The organism is Pseudomonas sp. 14A, from assembly GCF_018132745.1.
In the GTDB taxonomy this organism is placed as follows: Bacteria; Pseudomonadota; Gammaproteobacteria; order Pseudomonadales; family Pseudomonadaceae; genus Aquipseudomonas; species Aquipseudomonas mercuritolerans.
Genome location: NZ_JAGRQJ010000013.1, coordinates 23,760 through 38,463, shown reverse-complemented (window position 1 = coordinate 38,463; position 14,704 = coordinate 23,760). Strand labels below are relative to the sequence as shown.

9 protein-coding genes are annotated in these 14,704 nt (G+C 62.4%); 2 read left to right on the top strand and 7 right to left on the bottom strand.

All coding sequences use genetic code 11. From position 1 onward, the window contains the following. Positions 1–67: 67 nt before the first annotated feature. From PS14A_RS13910 to PS14A_RS13880, 7 genes are all read right to left on the bottom strand, one after another. Positions 68–1,699 (bottom strand): BatD family protein, encoded by a 1,632-nt coding sequence (locus PS14A_RS13910; protein ID WP_122698113.1) that lies wholly within the window; start codon positions 1,697–1,699, stop codon positions 68–70. Next, a complete protein-coding gene (locus PS14A_RS13905; RefSeq protein WP_212616504.1) occupies positions 1,696–3,432 on the bottom strand; it encodes a tetratricopeptide repeat protein in 1,737 nt (578 codons plus the stop codon). The genes PS14A_RS13910 and PS14A_RS13905 overlap by 4 nt, the downstream gene beginning before the upstream one ends. After that, complete coding sequence (locus tag PS14A_RS13900; RefSeq protein WP_122610882.1) at positions 3,429–4,508, bottom strand: VWA domain-containing protein; 1,080 nt, start codon at positions 4,506–4,508, stop codon at positions 3,429–3,431. Before PS14A_RS13900 ends, PS14A_RS13905 begins: the two co-directional genes overlap by 4 nt. Next, positions 4,501–4,998, bottom strand: coding sequence for a DUF4381 domain-containing protein (locus PS14A_RS13895; RefSeq protein WP_212616503.1), 498 nt, complete (start codon positions 4,996–4,998; stop codon positions 4,501–4,503). Before PS14A_RS13895 ends, PS14A_RS13900 begins: the two co-directional genes overlap by 8 nt. Next, on the bottom strand, positions 4,995–5,939 hold the full coding sequence (locus PS14A_RS13890) for a DUF58 domain-containing protein (protein WP_016774988.1): 945 nt from the start codon (positions 5,937–5,939) through the stop codon (positions 4,995–4,997). The genes PS14A_RS13895 and PS14A_RS13890 overlap by 4 nt, the downstream gene beginning before the upstream one ends. Before the next feature lie 5 nt (positions 5,940–5,944). After that, positions 5,945–6,904 (bottom strand): MoxR family ATPase, encoded by a 960-nt coding sequence (locus tag PS14A_RS13885; RefSeq protein WP_007913915.1) that lies wholly within the window; start codon positions 6,902–6,904, stop codon positions 5,945–5,947. Positions 6,905–7,229: 325 nt separating this feature from the next. Beyond that, a complete protein-coding gene (locus tag PS14A_RS13880; protein WP_212616502.1) occupies positions 7,230–7,583 on the bottom strand; it encodes a hypothetical protein in 354 nt (117 codons plus the stop codon). Between the two features lie 293 nt (positions 7,584–7,876). On the opposite strand from PS14A_RS13880, the gene PS14A_RS13875 reads away from it, so the two are divergent. Both PS14A_RS13875 and PS14A_RS13870 read left to right on the top strand, forming a co-directional pair. Further along, entirely contained in the window at positions 7,877–9,271 is a 1,395-nt protein-coding gene (locus tag PS14A_RS13875; protein WP_212616501.1) for a hypothetical protein, read from the top strand. Between the two features lie 479 nt (positions 9,272–9,750). Continuing rightward, positions 9,751–14,646: an NAD-glutamate dehydrogenase gene (locus tag PS14A_RS13870; protein WP_212616500.1), complete on the top strand. Its 4,896-nt coding sequence runs from the start codon at positions 9,751–9,753 to the stop codon at positions 14,644–14,646. Positions 14,647–14,704: the final 58 nt, after the last annotated feature.

Below are 14,704 nucleotides of genomic sequence, written 5' to 3'. Positions count from 1 at the left end.
GATCGCAGCCTTCGGCAGCCCCCTACACAATCCGTAGGGCCTGCCAAAGGCTGCGATCTTTCGCTTTTCACTTCGGATAAAGCGGCGGCAATCCACTCTCACTCACCGGATCCTGCACGCGCTCGGCGGCGGGAATAGTTCGAATCGCCCGCCACAAATCCTCACCCTGCCAGTGCTGCCCGGTCTCGCTGTACAGCGCGCCGTTCAGCCCGTCCAACGCATCCGACAACGGCACAAACCGCGCCGCCATGTCTGCCAGAGTCTCTGGTTGTTGCCGTGCCCAGGCGTCCAGTGCCTGGCGGGTGGCGTGGGGGTCGTTGGCCTGGCTGGCGCGTTTGATGTCGTCGAGCAGGGTGCGTGGGCTCGGGCCGGTCTGAGCGGCGCGGTGGATTGCCGGTTGCCAGCGGGCGCGCCACCAGAGGCCGAAGCCGAGCAGGGTGGTGCAGGCGAGGATCAGCGTGCTGAGTTTCCACCACCACAGGGTGTCGTTGTCGGGCGTACTCGGTTGCAGGGTACCGGCCGGGGTGTCGATTTGCAGGCTGGGGTTGTTCGCCACTTGCAGGGTGCGCGCGGGCAGGCTGCTGTGTTCGAGGTGGTCTTCGAAGGTGTTCCACCAGACCACGTCGACGGTTGGCAGGTCGATCGCGCCGCTGCGGCTTGGCACCAGGGCTTCGCGTTCTTCGCGGCTGCCGATGATGCCGCGGTCGCTGCTCTGGTTGCTCAGCACCGGTTGGTCGGGGTAGCGGCGCAGGCCGTTGACGTCGGTGGCGGGCAGGGCTGGCAGTTGCGAGCTGGCGAGGCCTTCGACTTTCAGGGTCAGGCTGCGGGTCAGGGAATCGCCGACCTGGGTGTGATCCGGTTCCGGGCTCCAGCTTTCGCTGAGGCTGAGGTTGCGCGCCGGCAACCATGGCGCATCGACCGGGTAGGTCAGCGGTTTCGGTTTGACCGTCAGCGGAATCGACGCCGAGCTCACGCGCATCAGTTTGCCGGGCTTCGGCCCCGAGGCGTCTGCTGAAGGCGCGGTATCAACCAGCGTGGCGCTGAACGTCTGCGGGGCGATCGTCAGCAGGCCGCTGTGTTGCGGATAGATCGCGTAGCGCATCTCGATCACGCCGTGGCGCAGGCCATTGATGTCCTTTTCATAGGTGCGCGTGTCTCCGAGCTGTTCGATGCGCGCATCGGCGATTTGCAGCGGGCTCAGGCTGCTGTCGTCGTATAGCGAAACCGAGTGATAAATGCGCAGGGTCAGTATGGCCTGGGCCTGCACGTAAACGCTGGTCTGATCGAGGCTGGCTTCGATGAACACCGGATCGAGGCTGTTGTTGTCTTCGCGGTTGTCGCTGGCGATCACCTGCACGGTGATCGGCTGGCTCTGCGCTTCGCCCAGTTGCAGCGGCGGAATCACTACGCTGCCATTTTCTTTCGGCAGCAGGGTGATGATCCAGCGTGTGGTCGCGCGGTTGTCGCCGTTGAGGGTGTTGAGCTGGTTGACCTGGCGCGTGCCGCGCACTTCGAACAGCGCTTCCAGCGCCGACAGATCGGGCTTGCCGAACTGGGTGACGTCGTCAGTTTCGAGGGTGAGCTCGACCGTCTCGCCGGAGTTCAGGCGACTGCGATCCACGCTGGCGGTCAGCTCGGCCGCCTGAGCGGTGGCCGTGCAGATCAGCAGGGGCAGCAAGAGAGCGGTGAAGCGGGTCATCGATTGTTTTCCTGATCCTGATGTTGTTGCTGTTCGTACCAGAATTTGCGCCTGAGCAGTTCGCCCGGGTCGTCCGGGATCTTGCCCAGCCATTGTTCGAGCGCCTGACGCTGCTCGCCTTCGAGGTTGTTCTCGCTCGGGCGCAGGGTCGGCACCGTGTCGGTTTCCTCTTCCTCGTTGCTACCGGGGATTTCGTGAGGGCCTGGCAGCGGCGGGGCGGTCGGCGGCGGTTCGCTGGCCGACTCGGCCGGTTGCGCCTCGCTCTGGGTTTCACTGCTCACCGCCGGAGGGGGCGCGGTGGTGGGCGAAGGCTCATCGCCGGGCAGACTTTGTTCGTTGGGCTGGTTGTCCGGTTCGGGCGGCGGCGGGGCGTTTTTCTGCTTCAGCAGGTTTTCCACCAGCGCCTTGTTGGTCTGCGCCGGACGCAGATCCGGTTGCAGCTCGAGCGACTGTTCGTAGGCATCAATCGCCGCTTCCAGCTCACCGCTTTTCGCCAAAGCGTTGCCACGATTGTAGTGGGCGCGGGCATCGCTGCCCTCGGCAAAACGCTGAGCGGCGCCACTGTAGTCGCCGGCCTCGTACAACGCCACCCCTTGCCACTGATGATCTTCAAAATGCTGCGCGGCTTCGGCGGGGCGTTTCTGCTTGAGCAGGTGCAAACCTTGCTGGTCGGGGCGCAACCACAAGTCTTCGAAGTCGAAAGCGTAGCTCGGTTGCGGCAGGCACCACAGCAGCGGCAGGCAGAACAGCCAACCACGGCGCCCGGCACACGCCGCCAGCAACAACAGCGGCAACAGCAGCCAGTAACCCTGATCGGCCCACGTATCGAGGCGCACGGTCTGGCCGTCGTCGCGCAGGCTGCGCGGGCCGTTGAGCAAACCGAGGGCGCCAAGATCAGCCTCGTCGAGACGCGCCGGGTGATACTCGCCGCCCACGCTGTTGAGGAATGTCGCCAGGCCCGGGCTGTCGAGTTGCGGCACGCGGATCGCGCCTTGCTCGTCCTTGAGGAAGCTGCCGTCCTCCTGGGCGATCGGCGCACCTTCGGCGGTGCCGATGCCGAGCATCAGCAGTTGCGTCGACTCGCCATTCAGAGCACGGCGAATACCGCGCCGCTCCTCTTCGTTGAGCGACGAACCGATCAGCAGAATCCGTCCCTGTCCCAGCGCACCTTGCTTGAGCAAGGCCAGCGCCTTGTCCACGGCCAGATCGGCGCGGTGGCCGGCTTCCGGCATCAGCGACGGCTTCAGCGCGTCAAGCAGATTGCGACTGGTCGCCAGATCATCCGACAGCGGCACTAGCGTGTGCGCGCTGCCGGCATAGACGACGATGGCAGTCTGCGCATCGCTGCGCGCTTGCAACAAGTCGAATAGCTTGCGCCGCGCCTGTTCCAGACGCGTCGGTGGCGAGTCGGTGGCGAGCATTTCCGGGGTCAATTCGAGCACGACCACCAGCGGGTCGGCGGGTTTCTGGCTGGTCTGTTCGACGCGCTCCCAGCTCGGCCCGAGCAAGGCCAGAATGGTCAGCAACCACGCCACGCCAAGGGCGATCCACGGCAGTTTGCTCTGGCGCCCGCTGCCGCCACTGAGCAGCGCAGCGTGAAATGCAGGCGGCAGAATCATCTGCCAGCGGCCGGCGCGTTTCTGTCGGTGCCAGAGTTGCCAGAGCAGCCAGCCGAGCAGCGGCAACAGCAGCAGCCACCAAGGGCGGAACCAGTGCGGCCAGAGCGCGATCATCGGCGCCTCCGTAGGCGCAAACGCTGCAAGCGCTGACGCCAGTCCGGTAGCGGACTTTGCAAATACAGTTGCTTGGTAAACAGGCGTTGCAGCGGATTGTCCGGCCACAGTTCGCGCACGACCAGCAACAGACTCAACCACAGCGCCAGCGCCAGCGGCCAGTGATACAAGGCTTGCGCCGGGCGTGCCTGAGTCGGTTGTTGAGTCACCGGCTCGAGCTGATCGAGGGTGTCCTTGATCGCTTGCAGCTCCAGGCCGTCATGGGCGCGGAAGTACTGGCCACCGGTGATTTCGGCGATGGCCTTGAGTGCCGGTTCATCCAGATCGAGGCTCGGATTGACCCCGAGCAGGCCGGTCGAGCCGCTGTCCTCGGGATTGGCGCCGATGCCGATCGGATAGATTCTGACGCCTTCGCTGGCCGCCAGTTTTGCGGCGGTCAGCGGATTGATTTCGCCGCCGTTGTTGGCGCCGTCGGTGACCAGAATCAGCACGCGACTTTGTGCCGGGCGCAGGCGCAGGCGTTTCAGGGCCAGGCCGATGGCATCGCCGATCGCCGTGTTCTTGCCGGCGATGCCGATCCGCGCCTCGTCGAGCCACACGCGCACGGTGCGCCGGTCAAAGGTCAGCGGCGCTTGCAGGTAGGCCTGGCTGCCGAACAGGATCAGGCCGACGCGGTCGCCGTCGCGGCTTTCGAGGAAATCACCGAGCAAATGCTGCACCAGCGACAGGCGACTGACTTCTTCGTCCTGCCACTGCATGTCTGGAAAATCCATCGAACCGGACACGTCCACCGCCACCAGCAGATCACGGCCACTGGCGGCAATCGGCAGCGGTTCGCCGAGCCATTGCGGGCGCGCGGCGGCGATCAGCAGAATCAGCCACAACAGGATAAACGGCGCCTGCTGCCGCCAGGCCGGCAAGTTGGCGCGGGCGCGGCGGCGGGCGAGGCCTTCGAGGTCGGCGAGGAAACTGACTTTTAGCGCCGGCTCGCCGCTGTCGGCCACCGGCAGGACCAGACGCATGAGCCACGGCAGCGGCAATAGCACGAAAATCCACGGCCAGGCGAACTCAAACATGTTTGCGAATCCACGTGTCGACCGCTTGGGTCAGGCCGGCGATGGCTTTGTCGTCGAGTTTGCATTCCGGCTTGTACGCGCCTTCGACCAGCACCATCCAGCGCGTCAGGCCGGCAGCGGGACAGCGGTTATCGAGGAAGGCCAGCCATTTGCGGCCGTTGAGGGTGTGGCTCTGGCTGTACGGATAGTGGTTGCGGCACAGGCGTTTGAGCAGGCCGTTGAGTTGTTGCAGCCAGGCGCCGGCCGGAGCGCCGTCGTAGGGTTTCGGCATTTGCGCCAGTTCGGCGAGCGCGGCGATGCGCACCGGATCCAGCGGTTGCTCGGCGCGCACCACCGGGCGTTTTTTCATCGGGATGAAGCGGGGCAGCTTCCACACGGCAAAACCCAGCAGCGGCAACAGCAGAAGCAGCAGCCACCAGCCCGGCGCCGGTGGCCAGAAGGCGATCGGCGGCGGCGAGATCAGCGGTTGCAGTTGTTCGAGGCCGTTCATCGACCTTTCCCCGGACGCTGCGGGTTCAGGAACTCGCGCATCTGCTCGACCATTTCGCTCTGCGTGCTCAACGGCATCAGCAACACCCGCAGCTTTTGCGCGAGCAATTCCCAACGGGCGATGCGCGCTTCGGCCTGGGCGCGGTAGGTCTGGCGCAGGTCGAAATTCAGCGTGTCGATTTCCAGCTGCGCGCCACGCTCGGCGAAGCGCAGCAGGCCGGCGGCGGGCAGGGCGTGATCGAGCGGGTCGGACAGCGGCAACATCAGCAGATCGCAATGCCGCGCCAGCAAACTCAACTGCTGCTCGGCGCTGTCGGACAACGCGCGTTCGTCGCAAATGACGATGGCCAGACTGCCCGGGCGCAGCACTTCTCGGGCGCGGCGCAGGGCCACGCCGAAGGCATCGCGATCCGGCTCGCGCTCGCTGTGCAGCGATTGATTGACCTTGACCAGGCGGTTGAGCAATTGCAGCAGGCTCTGCTTGCTGCGGCGAGGCTTGATTTCGTAGTGCTCGTTGTCGCCGAACACCAATCCGCCGACGCGGTCGTTGTGCCCCAGCGCGGCCCAGCCGATCAACGCCGCGACCTGCGCCGCCAGCACCGACTTGAACATCAGCCCCGAGCCGAAAAACAGCCGCGTGCTTTGCTCGACCATGATGAAAATCGGCCGCTCGCGTTCTTCATGGAACAGCTTGGTGTGCGGCTCCTGCGTGCGCGCAGTGACGCGCCAGTCGATGGTGCGCACATCGTCACCGGCCTGATACACCCGCACCTGATCGAAGTCGACGCCACGGCCACGGAATTTCGAGTGATGCAGGCCGATCAGCGGGCTGCGCTGACTCGGCGTGGAAAACAGTTGCACCTCGCGCACGCGGTGACGCATCTCGATCAGCTCGGCGAGGCTGATGCGGATACCGGGTTCGGAGGGCAGGGCGGCGTTCATGGGGGTCAAGCGACGGCGACGACGTCGAGAATCCGCTGCACCACGCGATCCTGATCGATGCCAGCGGCTTCGGCTTCGAACGACAGAATGATGCGATGGCGCAACACGTCGAACAGCACCGCTTGAATGTCTTCCGGGCTGACGAAGTCGCGACCGGCCAGCCAGGCGTGGGCGCGGGCGCAGCGATCGAGGGCAATCGAACCGCGCGGACTGGCACCGTAAGCGATCCATTCGGCCATTTCCGGGTCGAACTTGGCCGGGTTACGCGTGGCCATGACCAGTTGCACCAGGTATTCCTCCACGGCGTCGGCCATGTACAAACCGAGGATTTCCTTGCGGGCGGCGAAGATCGCCTGCTGGCTGACCCGGCGCTCGGGCTTGGTCTCGCCGTTCAGCGCCTCGCCACGGGCCTGCTGGAGGATGCGCCGTTCGACAGCGGCGTCGGGGAAACCGATCTTGACGTGCATGAGGAAACGGTCGAGCTGGGCTTCCGGCAACGGATAGGTGCCTTCCTGTTCGATCGGGTTCTGCGTGGCCATCACCAGAAACAGCGGCGACAGCTCATAGGTGCTGCGGCCGACACTGACCTGGCGCTCGGCCATTGCTTCGAGCAAGGCCGATTGCACCTTGGCCGGCGCACGGTTGATTTCGTCGGCCAGCACCAGGTTGTGGAAGATCGGCCCTTGCTGGAAGACGAAACTGCCGGTTTCCGGGCGATAGATTTCGGTGCCGGTGATGTCGGCCGGCAGCAGGTCGGGGGTGAACTGAATTCGATGGAACTGGGCTTCGATGCCCTCGGCGAGTTCTTTGATCGCTTTGGTCTTGGCCAGACCGGGTGCGCCCTCGACCAGCATATGGCCGTCGGCGAGCAGGGCGATGAGCAAACGCTCGATGAGTTTTTCCTGGCCGAGAATCTGCGTTGAAAGAAAGGTTCGCAGCGCCAGCAGCGCTTCACGATGTTCCATCGGTGACTGTTCCTGGAAAGGGGGTGGCCGGGGTGTTCGGATAACGCCGGGGCTGGGGGCGTTACTTTAATCCATCGTGGGGGGCGGCGACTAACGGCATTTTGTGCAAAAGAGCAAAAGATCGCGGCTTTTGGCAGCTTCCCGGCTTGAATGCGATCCCCTGTAGGAGCTGCCGAAGGCTGCGATCTTTTGATCTTCCGTCAGCAGGAAATTTATCGGATGGCAGTTCCGGCCTCTTCGCGAGCAGGCTCGCTCCCACAGGGTCTGATGTACGCATTCCAATGTGGGAGCGAGCCTGCTCGCGAAAGGGCCAGCCCGGTCAACATCAAACTTCGCTGATAAAGGTCCCGGTCCCATGGAGAATATTCTTCAAAGTCTCGACAACCTCATCAATATCCACCATATCCGGGTTGAACGCGATCTCCAGCACATCATCGCCATTCAACGCATCGGCATCCGCCGCAGCAATCTCGATCTTCAGCAGTTTCGACGTCAGCGTGACCTTTACCCCCTCCAGCGTCGAAGGCTCGCCATCCAGGGTGATCTCCAGCTCATCCTCATCCGGATAACGGCTCATCAGGAACATCTCGCCCTTGTCGCTGTGGCAGCAGAGCATGGCCATGTTGTCTTCTTCGTCGTCGCACGGGTTGACGATCAGTAGGGCGGTGGTCATTTGCATGGGGGAAATCCTGCGCAGTGGCGGCGGTGAGTCTGTTCGAAGGCGCGATTTTGCCAGTCTCGACCGATTTGCGCTGCCTGCATCGGCAAAAAGTCGCAAAGCAGGACATTTCCGTCGCCCATCTCCGAGCAGCGAGAAGGGGAAATCCGACGCCGGCGTAAGGCAATTACCGGATGGGCAAAATCCACCCGAAATTGCGATTTTTCGCTTGTGATCGCCGCCTTTTTACCGTTAGTTTCGCCGCTCTTGCGCAACGGAGTGCGTTACCAAAACCCCAAAAAAGGACCTTTGCCATGACTCAATATTTCGAACGCGCCGAAGAAATTCGCCACCTGTCCGATGAGCAGATCGAGGAAATCTACAAGCGCTATCTCGAAGGCGAAAAAACTGCCGCGCTGATGGCGGAATTTCAGATCCCTGCAACGGTGCGCAGTCTGCTCAAGGTTCTGCCCCCGGTTATCAGTGCCAACCTCAGCTGTCCTTATTGCAAATTGCCGATGTGGATCCGCCGACACGCCAGAGGTACTCCGCTTTCGCTGCGCAGTACATTCAAATGCGTACGCTGTGAGCACCAGCAAAGCCTTCCCGGCACCAATACCCGCCACACGACTTGCAGCTGCACAGAATGTTTCAAGGTGCGCCAGCAGCAGCTTGCCGCCCGGGCCGCGCGTGATCGCCTGGAATTGGAAGCTCGATATGGCGCGCGATGCCCCGCAGTGCCTTACGCCAATCTGGGGTTTGTGCAGAAGCTGACGTTGCTCGCCTTGCTGGATGATGGTTACGGCGCGACCGTTGAATGGATTGCGCCGTTGAATGCGCCATCCAGAGAAGAACTGCTCGCCCTGACGTTCGAGGCCCGTGAAGAGTTGCTCAAAAGCCTGCACGAAGCCGGAGTGCTGGCAGTTTCCCCCGATTCCGACATCAACGCCTTCGATCGCAGCGAGGGCTGCAATATCCGCGACTACAGCGCGGTGCGCTGGCTGCCCAGCGTCACGCTCGACGGCGTGGCGCGCAGTACCCGCGAGAATTTGTACCGGGTGCTGTATCAGGAGTTGTCTGGCAGCGTAAAAGCCGCCTGGAAGAGCGAAATCTATTCGCTGGTCTTCAGTCTCGCCCGCGAAGCGTCCATTCAGTACATTCGTGTGCTGGCCGCCGAAGTGGATTTTGCCTTCACGGCCGAAGCCCGTGCCGAGGAGGTGGTCGGGCAGTTGCTGCAGGACTTCTCGGTGAGTCAGTTGTATTACTTCGCCCGACTGGCGGTGAGGAACGCCGCGCACTTCTACGCCACCGGCAATTCCAAAGGGCGCAGTCACGCCTCCAACACCATTCCGCGCAACATGCTGGGCACGGCGCAGGACGCGCTCGCGCGCAACTGGCGCAAGAACGCCCATCGCGATGCGCGAGTACCGCAAACGGCCTTGCAGCGCTTGCTCTACGACGTGGTGCTCAAGGACAGCGGCGCCGGATTTTCCAAATCGCCGGGCATGTACTGGCGTGACGAACTGGTCCCGCAATTCTTTTCTGCCGTGGCGTTCGACAGCGACTTGCTCAGCCATCTGCGCCTGTTCTGCCGCGAATGCGATTCGAGCAACATCGACGCCAGCATGGACAAGCAGATCCTGCAGACGATGTGCTACGACTGCGCCACGGTGAGCAAATTCAGAGCCTTTGAGGAACTGCCGGACTGATCCGCGTCAACCGCTGGCGCTGAACCGGATGCCACGCTCAGGGTCGATAACAGGGCCTTGGGCGTTTTCGTTTCCGGATATGTAACGTCCTCGGCGACCGACCTGGCACGAAAGTCCCGTGAAACCGGGGTTTCGAACCTGCATTTCGGCGCACGCCTGCTAGTGTTGATGCAGGCCAAACCCTGCATTTACGTGCCAATGACCGAATATGTCGCAGCACCGCAAGCAGACACATTGTCGCACCCATTAAGCTGCGCAACGGATGAGCACCCGTAAAGGCATTGCCCGCAGTGCTGGCAGTCGCTTTTGCAGATGCTCATTCATGGAAGGTGAATGTGACCTGAGTGTCCCGTCCAGCTTCACCCACCTGTCTCCCTGTTTCCTCTGCCCGAGAATCAGGAACAGGGCGACACGAGGCCCGAAAGGGCTGTTGCACGCGACGCTTTCCATCAATAACAAGCTTAAGCGGAGTACCACAGATGGCGTTCTTCACCGCAGCCAGCAAAGCCGACTTCCAGCACCAACTGCAAGCGGCACTGGCGCAGCACATCAGTGAACAGGCACTGCCACAAGTGGCGCTGTTCGCTGAACAATTCTTCGGCATCATTTCCCTGGACGAGCTGACTCAACGTCGCCTCTCCGACCTCGCTGGCTGTACTCTCTCTGCGTGGCGCCTGCTTGAGCGCTTCGATCACGCGCAACCGCAAGTGCGTGTCTACAACCCCGATTACGAACGCCACGGCTGGCAGTCGACCCACACCGCGGTCGAAGTGCTGCACCACGACCTGCCGTTTCTGGTCGACTCGGTACGTACCGAGCTGAACCGTCGCGGCTACAGCATTCACACCCTGCAGACCACCGTGCTCAGCGTACGTCGTGGCAGCAAGGGCGAATTGCTGGAAGTCCTGCCAAAGGGCAGCACCGGCGAAGGCGTGCTGCACGAATCGCTGATGTACCTGGAAATCGACCGCTGCGCCAACGCGGCCGAGCTGAACGTGCTGAGCAAAGAGCTTGAGCAGGTGCTCGGTGAAGTGCGCGTCGCCGTCGCTGACTTCGAGCCGATGAAAGCCAAGGTGCAGGACATCCTCACCCAGCTCGACAACAGCGCCTACCCGGTCGATGCCGACGAAAAGAACGAAATCAAGAGCTTCCTGGAATGGCTGGTGGGCAACCACTTCACCTTCCTTGGCTACGAAGAGTTCGTGGTTACCGATCAGGCCGATGGCGGCCACATCGAGTACGACCAGAGCTCCTTCCTCGGCCTGACCAAACTGCTGCGCACCGGCCTGACCTACGAAGACCTGCGCATCGAAGACTACGCCGTGTCCTACCTGCGCGAACCGACCCTGCTGTCGTTCGCCAAGGCTGCGCACCCGAGCCGCGTACACCGTCCGGCCTACCCGGACTACGTGTCGATCCGCGAAATCGACGCCGACGGCAAAGTCATCAAGGAACACCGCTTCATGGGCCTGTACACCTCCTCGGTGTATGGCGAGAGCGTGCGGGTCATCCCGTTCATCCGCCGCAAGGTCGAAGAAATCGAGCGCCGCTCGGGCTTCCAGTCCAAGGCTCACCTGGGCAAGGAACTGGCGCAGGTCCTCGAAGTGCTGCCGCGTGACGACCTGTTCCAGACCCCGGTCGACGAACTGTTCACCACCGTGATGTCGATCGTGCAGATCCAGGAGCGCAACAAGATCCGCGTGTTCCTGCGCAAAGACCCGTACGGTCGCTTCTGCTACTGCCTGGCCTACGTGCCGCGCGACATCTACTCCACCGAAGTCCGCCAGAAGATCCAGCAAGTGCTGATGGAGCGCCTGAAGGCCTCCGACTGCGAGTTCTGGACGTTCTTCTCGGAATCCGTGCTGGCCCGCGTGCAGTTGATCCTGCGCGTCGATCCAAAGAACCGTCTCGACATCGACCCGGTGCTGCTGGAAAAAGAAGTGGTTCAGGCCTGCCGCAGCTGGCAGGACGACTACGCCGCACTGACCGTCGAAAGCTTCGGCGAAGCCCACGGCACCAACGTGCTGGCCGACTTCCCGAAAGGCTTCCCGGCCGGTTACCGCGAGCGTTTTGCCGCGCATTCGGCCGTGGTCGACATGCAGCACCTGCTGAGCCTCAACGAAAAAAATCCGCTGGTAATGAGCTTCTATCAGCCGCTCGGTCAGGTCTCCGGCCAACGCGAGCTGCATTGCAAGCTGTATCACGCCGACACGCCGCTGGCGCTGTCCGACGTCCTGCCGATTCTGGAAAACCTCGGCCTGCGCGTACTGGGTGAATTCCCGTATCGCCTGCGTCACACCAACGGCCGCGAATTCTGGATTCACGATTTCGCCTTCACCGCCGCAGAAGGTCTGGACCTCGACATCCAGCAACTCAACGACACCCTGCAGGATGCGTTCGTGCACATCGTGCGTGGCGATGCCGAAAACGATGCGTTCAACCGTCTGGTGCTGACCGCTGGTCTGCCATGGCGCGACGTGGCGCTGCTGCGTGCCTACGCCCGTTACCTGAAGCAGATTCGTCTGGGCTTCGACCTGGGTTACATCGCCAGCACCCTGAACAACCACACCGACATCGCTCGCGAGCTGACCCGGTTGTTCAAGACCCGTTTCTATCTGGCGCGCAAACTCAGCGAAGATGATCTGGAAGACAAGCAACTGCGTCTGGAACAAGCGATTCTGACCGCACTGGACGATGTTCAGGTGCTCAACGAAGACCGCATCCTGCGTCGTTACCTCGACCTGATCAAAGCCACCCTGCGCACCAACTTCTATCAGACTGACGCCAACGGTCAGAACAAGTCGTACTTCAGCTTCAAGTTCAACCCGCATGCGATCCCTGAGCTGCCGAAGCCAGTGCCGAAGTTTGAAATCTTCGTCTACTCGCCACGCGTCGAAGGCGTGCACCTGCGCTTCGGCAACGTCGCTCGTGGTGGTCTGCGCTGGTCCGACCGTGAAGAAGACTTCCGCACCGAAGTGCTCGGTTTGGTAAAAGCCCAGCAAGTGAAGAACTCGGTGATCGTGCCAGTGGGCGCGAAGGGCGGCTTCCTGCCGCGTCGCCTGCCACTGGGCGGCAGCCGTGACGAGATCGCGGCCGAGGGCATCGCCTGCTACCGCATCTTCATTTCCGGCCTGTTGGACATCACCGACAACCTGAAGGACGGCGCGCTGGTGCCGCCGGTCAATGTCGTGCGTCATGACGACGATGACCCGTACCTGGTGGTCGCGGCGGACAAGGGCACTGCAACGTTCTCCGACATCGCCAACGGCATTGCCATCGATTACGGCTTCTGGCTGGGTGACGCGTTTGCCTCCGGTGGTTCGGCCGGTTACGACCACAAGAAAATGGGCATCACCGCCAAAGGCGCGTGGGTCGGCGTACAGCGCCACTTCCGCGAGCGCGGCATCAATGTTCAGGAAGACAGCATCACCGTGGTTGGCGTCGGCGACATGGCCGGCGACGTGTTCGGTAACGGCCTTTTGATGTCCGACAAGCTGCAACTGGTCGCTGCGTTCAACCACATGCACATCTTCATTGACCCGAACCCGAACCCGGCGACCAGTTTCGTCGAGCGTCAGCGTCTGTTCGATCTGCCGCGTTCGGCCTGGACCGACTACGACACCAGCATCATGTCCGAAGGTGGCGGTATCTTCTCGCGCAGCGCGAAGAGCATCGCGATCTCGCCGCAGATGAAAGAACGCTTCGACATCCAGGCTGACAAGCTGACCCCGACCGAACTGCTCAATGCCTTGCTCAAGGCGCCGGTGGATCTGTTGTGGAACGGCGGTATCGGCACCTACGTCAAGGCCAGCACCGAAAGCCACGCCGATGTCGGCGACAAGGCCAACGATGCACTGCGCGTCAACGGTAACGAGCTGCGCTGCAAAGTCGTGGGCGAGGGCGGCAACCTCGGCATGACCCAACTGGGTCGTGTGGAATTCGGCTTGAATGGCGGCGGCTCCAACACCGACTTCATCGACAACGCCGGTGGCGTGGACTGCTCCGACCACGAAGTGAACATCAAGATCCTGCTGAACGAAGTGGTTCAGGCCGGTGACATGACCGACAAGCAACGCAACCAGTTGCTGGCGAGCATGACCGACGAAGTCGGCAATCTGGTGCTGGGCAACAACTACAAGCAGACTCAGGCCCTGTCCCTGGCGGCGCGCCGTGCCTACGCACGCATCGCTGAGTACAAGCGTCTGATGAGCGATCTGGAAGGCCGGGGCAAGCTGGACCGCGCCATCGAGTTCCTGCCGACCGAAGAGCAACTGACCGAGCGCGTCGCTGAGGGCCACGGCCTGACCCGTCCTGAGCTGTCGGTGCTGATCTCCTACAGCAAGATCGACCTGAAAGAGCAGCTGCTGGGCTCGCTGGTGCCGGACGACGATTACCTGACCCGCGACATGGAAACGGCGTTCCCGCCGACCCTGGTCAGCAAGTTCTCCGAAGCCATGCGTCGCCATCGTCTGAAGCGCGAGATCGTCAGCACCCAGATCGCCAACGATCTGGTCAACCATATGGGCATCACTTTCGTGCAGCGACTCAAAGAGTCGACCGGCATGAGCCCGGCAAACGTGGCTGGCGCTTACGTGATCGTGCGCGACATCTTCCACCTCCCGCACTGGTTCCGTCAGATCGAAGCGCTGGACTATCAGGTTTCCGCTGACGTGCAGCTGGAGCTGATGGACGAGCTGATGCGTCTGGGCCGTCGCGCCACGCGCTGGTTCCTGCGTGCCCGCCGCAACGAGCAGAACGCTGCTCGTGACGTCGCGCATTTCGGTCCGCACCTGAAAGAGCTGGGCCTGAAACTCGACGAACTGCTCAGCGGCGAAATCCGCGAGAACTGGCAGTCGCGCTATCAGGCCTACGTCGAAGCCGGTGTGCCGGAATTGCTGGCGCGTATGGTTGCGGGCACTTCGCACCTGTACACGCTGCTGCCGATCATCGAAGCCGCCGACGTCACCGGGCAGGACCCGGCCGAAGTGGCCAAGGCTTACTTCGCCGTCGGCTCTGCGCTGGACATCACCTGGTACCTGCAACAGATCAGCGCTCTGCCGGTGGAAAACAACTGGCAAGCCCTGGCCCGTGAAGCGTTCCGTGATGACGTCGACTGGCAGCAACGGGCGATCACCATCTCCGTCCTGCAACAGGGCGACGGTTCCCAGGACGTGGAAGCACGCCTGGCGCTGTGGATGGCCCAGCACGAAAGCATGATCGAACGCTGGCGCGCCATGCTGGTGGAAATCCGTGCTGCGAGCGGTACGGACTACGCCATGTACGCGGTGGCCAACCGCGAACTGCTGGATCTGGCGTTGAGCGGGCAAGTCATCGTGCCTGCGGTTGCTGCGAATGCCGAGCTTGAACTGGCGTAAATAGTGGCTGAATGAAAAAGCCCCGCTCTCGAAAGAGGCGGGGCTTTTTCTTGTCTGT